Origin of the sequence: Thalassoroseus pseudoceratinae (assembly GCF_011634775.1) — a bacterium.
GTDB classification, from domain to species: Bacteria; Planctomycetota; Planctomycetia; order Planctomycetales; family Planctomycetaceae; genus Thalassoroseus; species Thalassoroseus pseudoceratinae.
Window position 1 is genome coordinate 322,185 of record NZ_JAALXT010000006.1, and the last position, 15,941, is coordinate 338,125.

Here is a 15,941-nt window from a genome sequence, read left to right on the forward strand (position 1 = left end):
GAAAACCCGCATGTTGGCGAGAGCAAAGCGTGTTGATAGACTGACTGGTATGAAACCCTGTCCAGTAACTGTAGGGTGCGTCGTGACGCACCACTCCGAACTAAGGTGCGTTGCAACGCACCCTACTGCTCAGCTTTCATTGCGGTTATGGAATGGCCAGAAAGCTAGGACTTGCACCAGCCAATGATTCACTGATTGCTCATGAAATCGAAGAAAAACTCTCCTGTATTAAGGACTCGAAATTCGAGGTGATGGCCGTTGTCATCAAAACCATCGTTGAGGTATCGATCGTCTTTTTCACCAATCACGGGGTTCCCGTTCTGTTCTGCAAGTCGGAATTCACCAACTTCGACAACACCGGGTCCAAATCGCCAATCCAGATAAGATTGTAAGTCTCGAACACGTCCCTTGACGCGATATGCGTTTCGAAGTCGGTCAAAACGCTTCCACTCGGTAGGACCGACAGCAGGAAAGTCTTGAAACCGTGAAGTTAAGTGAAGCAACTTCGCTTGTTCGTGGAAAGACGCACAGACACCAGTCGCTGGCTGAATGCAATAGTAGCATAAAGCAAAAACTGCGGTTGCCCCTCCAAGAGTGGCTGCTGCAATCGCACCAGTCGGCCAAATCTTCATCATGAGTAAGTAGGCTGGGTTAGCGGAGCGTAACCCAGCATTTTCTCAGGCCACGAGACATTGAAAAAGCTGGGACTTGTCCCAGCCTACACTAACTTAACGTTTCCAACGATCGATGATCGTTAGGATGAGAACGCAACCAAGAATGAACGAAGTCGGTCCGAGGATTACAGAAAGAACGACTGCGACAATTTTTGAAGTGCCAACAATTCCGTAAAGGATCATTGACCACATGATTGTCGCGACAATCATCAGCCCATAAGCAACGAAATCAGCAAGCTCCACGGTTCGGTGCACCAATCATTCCCTGTGAAATCAGTCTAGCAGGTAGGCTGGGTTAGCGCAGCGTAACCCAGCTTTCGATGCCGCGTTGAGACACTAGAAAGCTGGGACTTGTCCCAGCCTACTTTGTGCTTGGTTAATCCTTAGAACGTGTCAGGAGTGACACGATGACTAACGTCAAGAAGCCCAGCGGGATCGTTACGATGCCCGGCTGACTGAACGGGACGAGGGCGTCTTCGGCGGGGAGGCCGTAGACTTTGGCGAAGGTGTCGCCGCTGAGGAGGATCCACGCGAGCGAACTGGTCATACCGACCACGACGGCGGCGATGATGCCCTGTCGGGTGGTGCCTCGCCAGAAGAGCAGCATGACCAGGCTCGGCAAATTCGCCGAAGCTGCCACGCTGAACGCCCAACCGACGAGATAACTCACGTTGAGTTTCTCGAACAAAATCCCCAAGACGATCGCGATCACACCCACGAAGACCGACGAAATTTTCGCCACGCGGACTTTTTCGTGATCGGTCATCTCCCATCGGAACACGCTACTGAGCAGGTCATGCGTGACCGCCCCGGCTGAAGCGAGAATCAACCCGCTGACCGTGCCGAGCACCGTGGTGAACGCAATCGCCGAGATCGCCGCGAACAACCATTCATTCATCCCTTTGGCGAGCAGCGGGGCGGCCATGTTGCTGTTGGTGACGTCCATCGAACCACTCGTCATCGCCCCCAGGCCCATGTAGAGCGTGAGCACGTAAAAGAAGCCGATGGAGGCAATCCCGACGATCGTGCTTTTCCGAGCAGCGGCGGCGTCTTTGACGGTGTAGTAGCGAATCAGAATGTGTGGCAGCGATGCCGTCCCGCAGAACAACGCGAGCATCAACGAAAGGAAGTTCAATTTGTCGATGAAGTTGTCGCCACGAATCCCGGCGAAACGCGGATGCTCACCCGGTCGCAACACGCGGCTGCCCTCGGTCGGTTGTTGGTAATAGACGTTGACAGTCGTGCCGTCAGCCTCGGTGATGACTTTCGATTTCCACAGGATCACCGTGCTGTCTTGCAGCGTGCGGAAGAATTCCAACGGACCGACCGGACCGGATTCCATCTTGCCACCGGGCAATTCGCTAACGCGTCCCACCGGATGCAAGGTGGCTTGGCCCTCCTCGGTGCCGAGCGGTTTGCCGTTGATCAAGGTCTCGCCATTCGGCAACTCCGTCAGCGTTTGAGCTTCGTAGAGTGTGACGGCTCCCGACTCGTCTTCCTCGATGCTCCACGTCGATACGTCTCCGGATTTCGAGTCTTTCAATCGGAGGAACGGCGTCGATTCCCAACCGTCTGCAGCGGGGATCACTTCGGCGTTCTGATATTCGGGAAGACTTTGCACGCTGGCTGGAATGTTGCTTGCGTTAATCGGGCCGATGCGTCGGAAGGCGTAATCGTCTTCGCCACCGGCTTTGACCGTGAACCCGCGTTGCAAGATCATCACGACGAGAATCGCACTGAAAACAACCAGCAACGACCCCTTCAAGAACTGCACCCAAGTCGTCGACACCATCCCGGCGGTGACGACGATCAGAATCACCACCGTCCCCACCAACACCACACCGACCCAGTGTGGAAACCCGAGCAGCGGTTGCACGAGCACACCGGCTCCGACCATCTGCGGAATGAGGTAGAACACGCTCACCGCGAGCGTGCTAATCCCGGCGGCGAGTTTGATCCCACGGGAATCGAATTTCGCATCCAGCGCGTCAGCGAAGGTGAATTTGCCAAGGCGTTTCATGGGTTCGGCGATCACGAACAACGCGACCACCCAACCGGCGAGATAACCGATCGAGTACAAAAACCCGTCGTAACCGTAGAAGGCGATCATCCCGCAGATGCCCAGGAATGATGCGGCTGAAAGGTAATCCCCCGCGAACGCCACACCGTTGACGAACCACGGAATCTGCCCATGAGCGGCGAAGTACCCTTGCGAAGATTTCGCCCGGTTGCCGAGATAGAAACTGAGACCTAACGTGAACGCCACGAAGACCGCGAAGATGATCACGGCCACCATTGAAGGTTCGTAAATCATTCGCCCGCCTCCTTGCTTTCAGCATCCGCTTTGGCTTCAGCCATCGTGGGCGGTTCGACGTCCGCTTGGCACAACAATCCGTAAATCAACGCCAGTACCAACGCCAGCACGATCAGACCGAACCCGTACAGAATCGCAAGGTTGATCCCCGCGATCGGCAGCGTTTCCATCATCTCCGGGGCGAACGCATTCACCCCCACAAACCCGCCGTAAAACAGCAGGTACACACAGAATAGGATCATGCCGATCCGGGCATTACGAGCTTGCATAGCGCTTCCGAATAGATGTTCGTAATCGGTTTTGAGTTATCCATTGTCGTTCCAACGGTGCACTACCCTAACTTCCGCCACGACAGAAAAAAACGGAAGCGGGCGAATCGACCACCTTGCGAGTGGTCCTGACTTCGGTCAAACTGCATGGTCCTGCCAAATTCCGACACCATCATTTGTTGACAATTATCGAATATGGAACCGCTTGCCATGCGATCTTTTCTGACTGGAGTGTTGTGTCTGCTGCCGGTACTCGTGCAAGCCGATGACAAACCTGCGTCGAAGCCCATTCGTGCTCTGCTCGTCACCGGCGGATGCTGTCACGATTATCAGCGACAGAAGTTGATCATCGCGCGGGGTGTGTCCGCGCGGGCGAATGTGGTTTGGACAGTGGTCCATCAGGGTGGCAGCACGACGAACACCAAGATTCCGCTGTATGAAGACGCAGATTGGGCGGAGGGGTTTGATGTCGTCGTGCACAACGAGTGCTTTGCTCACGTGAAGGACAGAGAGTGGGTCGAGCGAATTTTGAAGCCGCACCGTGAGGGCACGCCCGCCGTGCTGATTCATTGTGCGATGCACTGTTACCGCACCGGCACCGATGATTGGTTCGAGTTCGTCGGTGTGCAGTCGCCGAATCACGGGCCAAAATATTCCTATACCGTGAAGAATCTGAAGCCAAAACATCCGATCATGTCGGAGTTCGGTCCGCAGTGGATCACGCCGATGGGTGAGTTGTACCACACCATCAAACTGTTCCCGACCGCCACGCCACTGGCGGAAGCTCCGAAACGAGCCGACGGTTCTCCGCAAACGTGCATTTGGACCAACGAATACGGCAAAAACAAAACCCGCGTGTTCGGCACGACGATCGGCCACCACAACGAAACGATGGTCGAACCCGAATACCTCGACATGGTCACACGAGGCATCCTCTGGGCCGCCGGTCGCGATGTCGACAAGGAATTCAATGCGACCACGCAACAGCAGAACGAGGAGATCAAAAAACTAATTTCCGCGAAGATCGAAGCGCCCGCGAGCGAACCGGATTTGTCCGGCTGTTGTGGAGCGGCCAACCTTGCGTTCGGTCAACCGACGAAAGCCAGCAGCGAAGAAAAGAACAAAAACAACTTCGCCAAGAACGCCGTCGATGGCAAACTTTCCACCCGCTGGTGTGCGAGCAACGGGTCCGGCGGGCAATGGTGGCAGGTTGATCTTGGCAAGGTTCAACCGGTGTCGTCGGTGCGGATTCACTGGGAAGCCAAGAACGCGGCGTATCAGTACAAAGTAGAAGCTTCCCAAGACGGTGACGAATGGCAAACCATTGTCGATCAGACGAAGAACAAAAAGCGAGCCAAGATCAATCCACACACGTTCGATTCTGTCGATGCACGTTACCTCCGGGTGACGTACAACTCGTCCAGCACGCGAGCATGGGGCAGCTTCTGGGAGTTCGAAGCCTACAACGGCGATCTCCCGGAACTTCCGAAATCACTCCAAGCCGGTGACACGGCGGGCTCGCCGAATGAATTGCTCAGTGATGTGAAGTTGCCCGAAGGTTTCGAAGCAACGATCTTCGGGGCTCCGCCGGAAGTGAACTATCCAGTGTGCATTTCGGCCGCTCCGACAGGGGAATTGTTCGTCGGTGTCGATGAGCAAGGTTCGCTAGGCAAAGAGCCCGGCAAAGGCAAAATCCTGCGTTGTGTGGACACCGATGGCGACGGCACAGCAGACAAAATCAACGAGTTCGTGAAAGTCGATCACCCCCGTGGTTTGATCTACGACGCAGGTTCGCTGTGGGTGCTCCATCCGCCGTTTTTGAGTGTGTATCACGATGACGATTTGGATGGCGTGTCCGATCGGCACGAAACTCTGATCACTGGCATCAGCACCGATCAGGTCAACAAACGCGGAGCCGACCACACCACGAATGGCATCCGCATGGGCATCGACGGTTGGATTTATATTGCCGTCGGTGACTTCGGTTTCGTCGATGCAACGGGAACCGACGGCCGGAAACTCACGCGACGCGGCGGGGGTGTCGTGCGTGTGCGGCCCGATGGCACGGAGATGGAAGTCTTCAGTTGGGGGCAGCGGAACATTCTCGATGTGTGCATTGATCCCTACCTCAACATGTTCACCCGCGACAACACGAACGACGGCGGCGGTTGGGATATCCGGACTACGCATGTGATGCAGTCGGCCGACTATGGTTATCCGTCGCGTTACCTGCACTTCGCCGAGGAAACCATGCCGCCGCTGGCGGATTACGGTGGCGGTTCCGGTTGTGGGGCGATGTATTTTCACGACTTGCGTTGGCCCAAACCGTTCGCGAACGCCGCCTACACTTGCGACTGGGGACGCAGCGAAGTCTATCGGCACAACTTCCCAGAGCACGGTGCGACCTTCGATCCGCATCAAGAAGTGTTCCTCAAAATTCCGCGACCGACGGACATCGACGTCGACGGCAGCGGACGGATGTACGTCAGCAGTTGGAAGAACGGAAAGTTCAACTACAGCGGCCCCAACGTCGGTTTCGTCGCTCAAATTCAACCAAAGAATTTTTTACCGAAACCGTTCCCGCATCTCGATGCCGCTTCGAGTTCGGATCTCGTCGAGATGCTGAGTTCCCCCAGTGCGGTGCATCAGTTGCACAGTCAGCGTGAGATTCTGCGTCGCGGTCGGAATGCCGAAGTGAGCGAAATGCTCGCCAAAGTTGCGAAGAGTGACGATGCTCCACTTTACGGTCGCGTGGCGGCGATTTTCACGTTGAAACAACTCGACGGCACTGCCTCGCATGACACACTGTTGACCCTCGCCAAAGATTCAGAAGTGAGTCGCTTCGCCCTGCGAGCGTTGGCCGATCGAAAAAGCGAATTGAAGTCGCTGCCGACCGAACCGTTCGTAGCCGCGCTCCAGTCCGACGATCTTCGCACACGAGCCCAAGCGGTGATCAGTTTGGGCCGGTTGGGCGATGCGACCGTCGCGGATCAGATTTTGCCGTTGACGAAACGATCGGCCGATGAACCGAAACCGGAACACAAGAAGTTCCATGCCCAACCCGATCCTGGCCGCGTCATTCCGCATCTCGCGGTGCAGGCGTTGATTGAACTCGAAGCCGTTGATGCGTGTCTGGCTGCTCTTGACGGTCCTTACCGTGCCGGTGCATTGCAGGCATTGCGGCAGATTTATTCGTCGGCGGTCGTGACCGGTTTGATCAAGGGACTCAACAAAACGAGCAACGTGTCCGAGCGACGCGAATTGCTCGCCACGCTGCTTCGACTGTACTACAGGGAAGGCGAATACAAGGGGGATTGGTGGGGCACGCGGCCGGACAACAGCGGACCGATTTACGATCGCCAACCGTGGTCTGAAAGCGAACGCATCGCGTCGGTCGTGAAAACCGCGCTCGGTGATGCGAACGAAGACACCACGAAGTTCATCGAAGACCAGATCGTGTTGCATAAGGTCAAAGCGGACGGACTTGGTGACGGCAATCTGGTCGCGATGGATGAACCCGAACCGCAAACGGCGATCGAAGTTCCTAAAGTGGATTCCAAGGATCCGAACCTGATCGCAAACCTATCATACGAGGCGGTCGCCGAACGAGCGTTGAAGACCAAAGGTGATGTTGGGCGGGGAGCGGAGTTGTTCCGTTCGCAATCGTGCATCGCGTGTCACACTTACGCCGACGGGCAAAAACCGAAAGGCCCGCACTTGGTCGATATCGGCAAACGCTACAAACCGGCGGAACTCGTCGAGTCGATCCTCAAACCCAGCGAAAAAATCGCTCAAGGTTTCGATACGTTCTCGTTCCTGACCGTCAGTGGCCAAGTCGAAACGGGTTTCGTGGTGAGCGAAAGCGCGGAGACCGTCACGATCCGTAGTGCCAACGGCCTCTCGAAAGAGATCATCAAACCAGATATCGAAGAACGCATTAAACGCGAACTTTCCATGATGCCGAAAGGCCTCGTCAACAATCTCAAACCAGAGCAGTTGGCCGACTTGATCTCGTATTTGCGGTCATTGAAGTAACTCTCGAGAGGACGGATGTGATGGTCGATTTCGAATACCTGCAGAAGGGGTTGTGGGGGCTAGCGAACGCGCATCGAGCGGGCACGATGGCCGGTCATTTGGGAGCCGCCGTCGTCGCGGGGTACTTCTTCGGAGAGGACCAGGGCGGATTGGATCAGCGGGTCTTTCGCGGTGTGGAAGGCGAGTTAGACCGCGTGATGCAGGGTGAAGAAGCCATCTGGTTCAACGCCCGCAAAGCCGGTATCACACCGCAGGAGCTTTTCGACCCGGTTGCTCCCGAAGACACCAAGCCGGCGTCACTCAAACCGATTGCGAGCGCCTTGGAACAGATCGCCGGTTCGCTGCAGCAATCGGGTCACGACATCATCTTCGCATCGATCGCATTGCGGGCATTGCACGATCATCCCGGATATGCGACCGCACCAGTTGTGGATGGGATCCGCAAACTCACCGAGGCGTTCAAGCACCAATCGGAGGGTCGCGGATACTATGGGCAGAAAACCGGTTGGCTCAGCGGTCAGCAGGTAACGTTGGAATCCGAGACGCAGTTCCCCGATTACAAACACACCAGGGACATGGTGCAGGTCACGATCGATGAATTGATTCAAACCGCATCGACCCGAAAACAAGGGTTCGGCGGGTTGCATCATCTGATCAACCATGCCGCCGCCGTGACCGAAATCGATCGCTTTGGTTTCCCGACCATCGCGCGGAAGGCGCTCGCCGCTCATCACCGGCATGTGCGGTTGTGGCGATCGTTGCCGAACGTCGAACAGGAATTGGGGCCGGTCACGAAGTCCGATATCGACCCGCGAAATCCCGAATACTGGGACGGCATGCTCAACCGCAACAGCGCCTTGCTGACGCACCGCATCAAAACACTTTACGGCTATCACACGCTACGACGATTCATCGAAGACGACGCCCGCCGGAAACTAGCGGACGACGCATTCTTGTTCCTTATGAATTGAAGCGGCGAGTCATTTTGTGGTTCGTGACGAATTCGCGAAGGGCCAATCGACGGGTTTGTAGCTCACGTTCAGATCGGCGGTTCGGAATGGTTTGCCGTCTTGGGCGATGGAATGCATGCAGTAATCGAGCATTCCCGTCGTGAGTAATGTGCGTTCGACCGGATACGAGGCCCGTCCGGTGTGGAACATGGTTTCGATCGCTTTCAGCAAGTAAGTGAAGTGACCGTACGGGCGGTCGAGTTCCAACTCGAACCACGTCGCGACCGGTTCAGCTTGCCCCTTCAATTTGGCGGCAAACGCGAAATGACCGCTCACGCCGTTGGCCATGGCCACACACGACTTCAAACCGTCGGCGTGTTCGAATAGATAAAACGGACTGACTTTCGAGATGCGATCTTTCCAATCCGGTTTCAGTTCCATCGGCGTGCACTTCATGGCGGCTTCGAACAGTTCTTCGCTCCATCGCCCTGCTTTGGCGGCTTGCCATCGGGCATCGCCTTGCACTGCCTGAGCGGAGACAACCCCCGTTTCGCCGCCGCGTCGACGTTCGATCATACACTGCAAGCCTTCGATGGCGTGGAACCCATACGCTTCCGGCTCGCCATACCCGATGGCAAGGGCCGCTTCGATTTCACACTCCATCGGCAAGACCAACGGCGGACGTCGCCACGCGACCGGAACGGACGACCCCGCCATCAACGGGAAGCCCATTTCATGAGCCGTCTTCACCATGTGGCTCGCATCCTGAAACCGATACCCAAGGTGCTTGTCGTTGAAAACCGGCACCACTTGCCCGGTTCTCCGAAACGTATTGGCAATGTCGTCAAGGAACCGGCGACGCGGATACATCTTCTGACCGGTGTCTTTCGTCTTGGGATAGTTGCCATGCTCTCCGATACTTAGCACTCCCGCCACTTGGACCTGATCGGTGCCGAGCGTGATCGCTTCGTCGATGCTACGACAGATCCGAAAACCGTGTTTCTGGGCGAGTGATCGCGAGAGTTCTTTGGGTGGGGTTTGATCGGTATACAGCGAGACAAGTTTCAAATCCGGCCCATCGCCGCCTTGCTGATCGAACCCGTCAAGAATTTTGCCGACGAGTACATCGGCGTGTGAGTTCTGTCGGTATTCCGTTACGGCAGCCGCGACTGGGAGCGGTTCCCGTTTCGGTGATGCAGCCCAACCGAATTGGCTCAGTCCACCGGCAATAGCGGCGGATTGCAGTGTGGATTGCATCCATTCACGACGGGTGGACAGCGACATGATGGCGTCTCCGAATCACTCAGAAGATGGCGTAGATCACAATTTGCAAAAGGATCGCGAGCGCCGCTCCCCATTTGAGATTCATTCCGGTGCGACCGGATTCGCTTTGGGCGGTGGTTTCCGATTGTGGCAGTCGCAAAACCCAAATCAGCAAGCCGATAAGCACCGCCAAAAACAAGCCGCGAACCACGGGCATCGGGATGGCGGCCAACACTTCCCGAATCGTGTTTCCGATGACGTGCAAAGGTGTCATGAATTTGCCTTTCGTTGTCCCAGCGTGTATTTCACTTTGTCCGCAGACGGCGGCGGTGTGAGGAAACTCAACGCGACTAACAGTGTCGCCGTCACGAGGAACGCCCAGACGGAGAAATACAGGAACGGATCGGGAATCTGGAACAATGGTTTCCAACCGAGTTTCTCGATCACGGCCGGTTGACTCAACGCGAACAGACTCACCGAACTGGCAATACCGACAAGGAACGCGATGACGGCGGCACGCCCGGTCGCTCGCTTCCAGAACACGCCGATCAACAAGACCGCCAGCGCCGGTCCTTGGAAGAAGGACATCAGTGTTTGGAAGATGGCATAAACGCCGGATTCTTCGCTGCCCTTAAGGAACACAAACGCAAACCCGATGCCCCACGCCACCAACGCAGCCGTTGTGATCCGACCAACCTCGAGAAGTTTCTCTTCACTGGCCGACGGGTTCAAAAATCGTCGGTAAAGATCGTGACAGAGAATCGTCGCGGCGGAGTTCAGATAGGAATCGACGCTCGACATCAACGCCGCAATGAAACCCGCGACGAACAAACCGCGAATGCCAACCGGGAGCAGCGTCGCGACGAGTTGCGGGAAGGCGGCGTCTCCTTCTTTCAAATCGGGATACAATGCGGCGGCGATCAAACCCGGCACGGCGATGATGATGGGAATGATATTCTTAAGAACCGCTCCCCACACGAACGACGCTTTCGCTTGAAATTCGTCCTTCGCCCCGAACGACCGCTGCACGATCGCTTGGTTGCCGATCCAGTACGCCGGACTGAGGATGAGTGCCAATCCGAAGAAAATAGCCGTCCACGGAAACGGCGAATCCGCATCGACGGGCACAATGAGTTGCGTCGAGTATTCGTTGGCGGCGAGTCGTTCTTGCAAACCGCCAATGCCGCCGACTTCGATCAACCCAAGCACGAGAATCAGTAGACACCCGCCGATCATCACACCGCACTGAATGACATCGGTGTAAACGACCGCCGCGAGTCCACCGACAATGGTATAGAACCCGACCAATAAACCCGTCGCCCAAATACACGCCGACAGATTCCACCCGAATGTTTGCCCCATCATTTTCGCTGACGCCAAGAGCATCACGCCAATGTTGCAGGCCATGAAGATCAGCCAACACGCCGCCAATGCCGACCGCATGCCCGCGTTGTAGCGACGTTCCATGAACTCGGGGACGGTGTAAAGTCCGCTGCGGTAGAAGAACGGCACGAAGACGAACGCGGCGATAATCATCGCCGGCACGCAGCCGATCCACTCGAAATTCGCGACCGCCATCCCATGCGAGTACGCCGCCCCGCCGACACCGATGATGTCTGTCCCGCCGATATCGGTCGCGACGAGCGACATTCCGATCGCCCACCATGGCAGCGTGCGACCGGCGAGGAAGAAATCGGTCCCCGAGCGAATACGTCGCCCGATCCAACCGCCCAACCACAACGTCCCGGCGAGGTAACCGAGGATGACCAAATAATCCAAAAGTGAAAGCGTCGTCTGCACCGGCAATCGCCTTCGAAAAGATTCGTAGAGCGCTTGAGAACTTTGATATGTGTCACACCGTACGCCAAAACATCGGCCAACGAAAGCGAAACCAGCCGTCATTGTCATTTTCCCATTTTTGGTGCCCCTGCGGGAAATTGCATCAAGATGAGCAACCGAGTGACATGCCCACGGCTTTGCGTGGACATGAATGGATAATCGAACGTCGCTAGCCCATGCCCACCCCGAGCTGTGGGCATGCCACCCGAGACCATTGGTCAGTTGGTTTGACGTTCACGGATGAAGGCTGAACAATGACGAACATCCCGCACTGACCGCACATTCGCGATCCCCACTCAGGAAGGTTCTTCTTAATGCTTCCACATCTTCGACTTTGCCGAATTGGATTGTTTTTGTTCACGGCTCTGCTCACGCGGCTTCCGGTCGGGTTGGCTGCCGAGACTGAGCGACCGAACATCGTGCTGGTGATGGCCGACGACATGGGGTGGGGGCAAACGGGATACTACAACCATCCGGTTTTGAAGACGCCGAATCTCGATGCGATGGCGGCGAACGGGTTGCGGTTCGATCGCTTTTATGCGGGCGGTCCGGTGTGCTCACCGACACGAGCGACCGTCTTGACCGGACGAACCCACGAACGCACCGGCGTGATGACGCACGGATACGCACTCCGTCGACAAGAACCGACCATCGCCCAGGGACTCGCGAAAGCTGGTTATGCGACCGGGCATTTTGGGAAGTGGCATCTCAACGGTTTACGGGGACCCGGCGTGCCGGTGTTGGAAGACGACCCGCACTCACCTGGCGAATTCGGATTTCAAGAATGGCTGTCGGTCACGAACTTTTTCGATCGGGATCCGATTCTCAGTCGCCAAGGCGAGTTCGAAGAGTTTGCGGGGGACTCGTCGGAAATCGTCGTGGACGAAGCACTCAAGTTCATCCACAAGAATGCGAAAGCGAAGAAACCGTTCTTCACGGTCATTTGGTACGGCACGCCGCATAGTCCTTGGAGAGCGGCCAAAGATGATGCCGCTCAGTTCGATGACCTGGAGCGGAACTCCAAGGAACATTACGGCGAACTGGTGGCGATGGATCGCAGCATCGGCACCCTTCGAGCCGGTTTGAAAGACGCGGGCATCGCCGAAAATACGCTGTTCTGGTTTTGCAGCGACAATGGCGGATTGCCCCGGATCACGCCCGACACCGTCGGTGGACTTCGCGGCAACAAGGGAAGTTTGTACGAAGGCGGTTTGCGTGTGCCGGGGATCGTGGAATGGCCGGCTCAGATCACGAAAGCCCGCGTGACCAAAGTGCCCGCCTGCACCATGGACATTGCCCCGACACTTGTGGACATCGTCGGCTTGCCGAGCGATACGTTGTTGCCGACGCTGGATGGCATCAGTCTCAAACCGATGTTCGAGGGAACCGTGCTGAGCCGTCCGCAACCGATCGGTTTTCGATATCGTGACGGTTCAGCATTGACCGAGGGCGATTACAAAATCCTCGCGTTGCCGAACAAAAAGAAAACCCGATATGCGTTGTACAATCTCAAGGACGACATGAAGGAAACCCAAGATCTTCAAGCGTCCGAGCCGAAGGTCTTCGCCGACCTCAAGTCGAAGTTGGACAAATGGAATGCTTCCGTGGATCGCAGCATGGCGGGGAAAGATTACCCGGAAGGCCGTGTTGATCCTAGCCATCCGGAACCGCGATATTGGATCGACTTAAAAGCCTATCAAGCTTACTTCGATGCGTGGGCCGACCGACCGGAATACAAAAGCTGGATTCAACGGGCACGGAAGAAGAAATAGCGAGAGGGCAACTCACTCCGCGGTTGGAACTCCTGGCTCCGGTTGATGACTCATCAGGCGACGTTGCACGTACTCGTGAATCACGAGTGCGGGGCGTTCGCGTTCAATGACGTCTTTCGGGAAATCCGATTGCCATTCGTATTGCACGGCTTCAAAGTGTTCGTTCAAGAATGGAGCCATCGCCGTCATGAAAGAGTCGTGTACCACAACGATGTTCGGACGATCGGCGGAGGGATTCGTCGATTTGACCGACTTTGGATCACCTTCGAGCATTTCACAGTTCGCATGCCGTTGACGGAGCGGAACGAGGCGAATGTCTTCTTCGATGTACGGTTCCGGGGATTGCAACATTCGAGCGAGATCCTTGTTCCCGACCATTTCGGTTTGAATCTCGAAATCTTCGAGCGTCCATGAGTCCTCACCGGGCAAATGACGGGACACCGCCTGCATGACTTCCTGATAACCCGCGAACGCACCGACTTCGTTCCAGTGCGTGTCGGTGCGATGGTAAGTCCTCGCCCGTGATTTCATCGCCGTCACTGCGGCACGAAGATCGATGACATCAAGGTCCGTATCTTGCAAATGCGACTTGAGTTGATCGAGTCGGCAAGTGTCTGTCACACGGTGAATCGCTCGTGGCATGTATTCCGGATAGATCGCGTTCTTGTTCGGCGCAAAAACGACGATGTACGAAATGCCCCGCTCGGCTAACCATTTCTTGCGGGCAAGCAGCACGTTTTTCCAGCGATCGAGCCCGTCTTGCGTGAAGGGATGTGTGCCACGATACTCGTCCACGAGCCGATCACTCGTGCAGTACAACCACCCTTCACGACCGATGATGACCGGCACACGGTCGGCCTCGCCAGTGACCATCTGACCGAGACTCTCACTCACCAGACCTTCGCTGCGTGCCAGATTGTAGAGCCCTAACAACGGCTGCCGGAATCCACGATGATCGTTGAACCATCGCTCGAACGACCGGGGAAAGAGCGAGAGACTCTTTTTGGACGGCCAAAGAATCGGTCCTTTTTGTCGCAGTTCCACAGTGGGAAATTTTGCCGGATTACGGTTCTCGTTTTCGCGGATAGCATCGTCGGCTCCCCCTTGGAGTAGGCCGAACAACGGGGCCGATAGCAACCCGAAAAACATGACCGCGATCACGAAGGAATATGCAGTCCGCGTGGCTTGCGGGGCGAACAATCGCGAGGTGGGAAGTGCGGTCATCGCAGTCTCGGAAATCAGGTCTGGAGCATCACGAACATCGAATCAGTGAAGCACTGGCGAATCCAGCAGCCCACCGTTCTCGGTTGGATGACTAAAATCGGAAGTAAATAAACGGGTTGTGAGTTCCGGCGGCCAACACGGCGGACGAAGCAATCAACACCGCCGTGAGAAGCACCAGCTGACAGGCTGCCAACGCGCCCGTGAAAGCCATTCGCGGAGCCATCATTGGAGCGGGTGCATCCGATTCGGTGGTGGTCAATTTCTCTCGAATCCAAGGCAGCACCGGCAAACTTCCGATGCATCCGGCCGCAAGTGCCAACGCCACACCAGAATCGAGATAGAGTTCCCAGGGGTACTCAAAACCGTTCCAACCTTGCAGTCCGAACATGGCTCGATAGATGGCTGTCGCATGACCGAAACTGTCGGCTCGGAACAAGACCCATCCACCGATCACAGCGAGCAGCAGATAGACGTGTCGCAACGGTCGCCAGAGTTTCGCCAACGCATCCCCCAAGCCCTGCCGTTCGACCATCAGGAACACACCGTGATACACGCCCCAGACGACAAACGTCCAACTGGCTCCGTGCCAGAGTCCGCAGAGGAGAAACACGATCAGCAAGTTCAGCGAATTTCGCCAAGCCGCACATCGATTTCCGCCCAGCGGAATGTAGAGGTAATCGCGAAACCACGTCGACAGTGACAAATGCCAACGTCGCCAAAACTCCGTGACCGACTGAGCCACATAGGGGTAGCGAAAGTTTTCCGGGAACGAGAAACCGAACATCCGCCCCAGCCCGATGGCCATGTCGGAATAGCCGGAGAAGTCGAAATAGATTTGCAGCGTGTAACACACCATCGCCAGCCACGCGACGGACATCGAAAGCTGCGTGTTCGGTAAATCGAAAATCGGGTCCGCCACCGCAGCCAATGAATTCGCGATCAGAAGTTTCTTACCGAGTCCGAACACGAACCGCTGCACACCGTCGGCGAACCCATCGAGAGTTTCACGGCGACCGTGAAGATCGTCGGCAATCTGCGTGTAACGCACGATCGGGCCGGCGATCAATTGTGGGAACAACGCGATGTAAAGTGCCACGTTCACGAACTTGCGGTCCGCCGGCACTTCTTGGCGGTACACATCGATCAGATACGCCATCGCTTGGAAGGTGTAGAACGAAATGCCGATCGGCAACGCGATGTCGGGCACTTGCAAACCAACGCCGCCAAACGCCACCGAAAGGGAACTCAAACTTTCCACGATCAACTTGGCATACTTGAAGTACCCCAGGAACGCTAAGTTCGCCACAATTCCGAACGTCAGAATCCAACGACTCTTGACCGTCCCGAGCGTATCACCGATCCAACGGCCGATCATGAAGTTCAGGCCCGCCGAGCCGAGCATCAGCACGATTAAACTCGGTTCACCCCAGGCGTAGAAGATGAGACTTGCCGTCAGCAACAAACCGTTCCGCATGCTACGTGGCGACACGAAATACGCCACCAGCAAGACTGGCAGAAATAAGTGAAGAAAAATGCTCGAACTGAACAGCATCTCACGCCTCCGAAGCGATCCGCGAATGGGCAGGCGTGATACCGAGGAC

11 protein-coding genes are annotated in these 15,941 nt (G+C 56.2%); 3 read left to right on the top strand and 8 right to left on the bottom strand.

The window, feature by feature from the left end:
• Nucleotides 1-188 precede the first annotated feature (188 nt).
• The 3 genes from G6R38_RS27885 to G6R38_RS21840 all read right to left on the bottom strand — a co-directional run bounded on the left by G6R38_RS27885 (nt 189) and on the right by G6R38_RS21840 (nt 3,257).
• Nucleotides 189-635: a hypothetical protein gene (locus tag G6R38_RS27885; protein ID WP_206028670.1), complete on the bottom strand. Its 447-nt coding sequence runs from the start codon at nt 633-635 to the stop codon at nt 189-191.
• 415 nt (nt 636-1,050) lie between these two features.
• Nucleotides 1,051-2,988, bottom strand: a complete 1,938-nt coding sequence (locus G6R38_RS21835; protein WP_166830897.1) for a sodium/solute symporter — start codon at nt 2,986-2,988, stop codon at nt 1,051-1,053.
• Complete coding sequence (locus tag G6R38_RS21840; RefSeq protein ID WP_166830898.1) at nt 2,985-3,257, bottom strand: DUF485 domain-containing protein; 273 nt, start codon at nt 3,255-3,257, stop codon at nt 2,985-2,987. The genes G6R38_RS21835 and G6R38_RS21840 overlap by 4 nt, the downstream gene beginning before the upstream one ends.
• A 210-nt stretch (nt 3,258-3,467) precedes the next feature.
• Between G6R38_RS21840 and G6R38_RS21845 the strand changes: the two genes are divergently transcribed.
• Together G6R38_RS21845 and G6R38_RS21850 are read left to right on the top strand one after the other, a co-directional pair.
• Nucleotides 3,468-7,292, top strand: a complete 3,825-nt coding sequence (locus G6R38_RS21845; protein ID WP_166830899.1) for a DUF7133 domain-containing protein — start codon at nt 3,468-3,470, stop codon at nt 7,290-7,292.
• Nucleotides 7,293-7,312: 20 nt separating this feature from the next.
• A complete protein-coding gene (locus G6R38_RS21850; RefSeq protein ID WP_166830900.1) occupies nt 7,313-8,263 on the top strand; it encodes a hypothetical protein in 951 nt (316 codons plus the stop codon).
• A 9-nt stretch (nt 8,264-8,272) separates the two neighbouring features.
• Here G6R38_RS21850 and G6R38_RS21855 read toward each other — a convergent pair whose 3' ends face one another.
• Genes G6R38_RS21855 through G6R38_RS21865 form a run of 3 tightly spaced genes read right to left on the bottom strand, consistent with a single transcriptional unit; the run spans nt 8,273 to nt 11,305 of the window.
• A complete protein-coding gene (locus G6R38_RS21855; RefSeq protein ID WP_166830901.1) occupies nt 8,273-9,526 on the bottom strand; it encodes a hypothetical protein in 1,254 nt (417 codons plus the stop codon).
• A gap of 19 nt (nt 9,527-9,545) precedes the next feature.
• Nucleotides 9,546-9,779 (bottom strand): hypothetical protein, encoded by a 234-nt coding sequence (locus tag G6R38_RS21860; protein ID WP_166830902.1) that lies wholly within the window; start codon nt 9,777-9,779, stop codon nt 9,546-9,548.
• Nucleotides 9,776-11,305, bottom strand: a complete 1,530-nt coding sequence (locus G6R38_RS21865; RefSeq protein WP_206028671.1) for an SLC5 family protein — start codon at nt 11,303-11,305, stop codon at nt 9,776-9,778. The genes G6R38_RS21860 and G6R38_RS21865 overlap by 4 nt, the downstream gene beginning before the upstream one ends.
• 353 nt (nt 11,306-11,658) lie before the next feature.
• Between G6R38_RS21865 and G6R38_RS21870 the strand changes: the two genes are divergently transcribed.
• Nucleotides 11,659-13,116: a sulfatase family protein gene (locus tag G6R38_RS21870; RefSeq protein WP_166830904.1), complete on the top strand. Its 1,458-nt coding sequence runs from the start codon at nt 11,659-11,661 to the stop codon at nt 13,114-13,116.
• 12 nt (nt 13,117-13,128) lie between these two features.
• On the opposite strand, the gene G6R38_RS21875 is transcribed toward G6R38_RS21870, so the two are convergent.
• On the bottom strand, nt 13,129-14,340 hold the full coding sequence (locus tag G6R38_RS21875) for an alginate O-acetyltransferase AlgX-related protein (RefSeq protein ID WP_166830905.1): 1,212 nt from the start codon (nt 14,338-14,340) through the stop codon (nt 13,129-13,131).
• 91 nt (nt 14,341-14,431) lie between these two features.
• Nucleotides 14,432-15,892 (bottom strand): MBOAT family O-acyltransferase, encoded by a 1,461-nt coding sequence (locus tag G6R38_RS21880; RefSeq protein ID WP_166830906.1) that lies wholly within the window; start codon nt 15,890-15,892, stop codon nt 14,432-14,434.
• Nucleotides 15,893-15,941: the final 49 nt, after the last annotated feature.

What these genes read in the sequence shown, in the direction of transcription:
- G6R38_RS27885 (WP_206028670.1), bottom strand. Translation starts at nt 635, where the DNA reads ATGATGAAGATTTGGCCGACTGGTGCGATTGCAGCAGCCACTCTTGGA.
- G6R38_RS21835 (WP_166830897.1), bottom strand. Translation starts at nt 2,988, where the DNA reads ATGATTTACGAACCTTCAATGGTGGCCGTGATCATCTTCGCGGTCTTC.
- G6R38_RS21840 (WP_166830898.1), bottom strand. Translation starts at nt 3,257, where the DNA reads ATGCAAGCTCGTAATGCCCGGATCGGCATGATCCTATTCTGTGTGTAC.
- G6R38_RS21845 (WP_166830899.1), top strand. Translation starts at nt 3,468, where the DNA reads ATGCGATCTTTTCTGACTGGAGTGTTGTGTCTGCTGCCGGTACTCGTG.
- G6R38_RS21850 (WP_166830900.1), top strand. Translation starts at nt 7,313, where the DNA reads ATGGTCGATTTCGAATACCTGCAGAAGGGGTTGTGGGGGCTAGCGAAC.
- G6R38_RS21855 (WP_166830901.1), bottom strand. Translation starts at nt 9,526, where the DNA reads ATGTCGCTGTCCACCCGTCGTGAATGGATGCAATCCACACTGCAATCC.
- G6R38_RS21860 (WP_166830902.1), bottom strand. Translation starts at nt 9,779, where the DNA reads ATGACACCTTTGCACGTCATCGGAAACACGATTCGGGAAGTGTTGGCC.
- G6R38_RS21870 (WP_166830904.1), top strand. Translation starts at nt 11,659, where the DNA reads ATGCTTCCACATCTTCGACTTTGCCGAATTGGATTGTTTTTGTTCACG.
- G6R38_RS21875 (WP_166830905.1), bottom strand. Translation starts at nt 14,340, where the DNA reads ATGACCGCACTTCCCACCTCGCGATTGTTCGCCCCGCAAGCCACGCGG.
- G6R38_RS21880 (WP_166830906.1), bottom strand. Translation starts at nt 15,892, where the DNA reads ATGCTGTTCAGTTCGAGCATTTTTCTTCACTTATTTCTGCCAGTCTTG.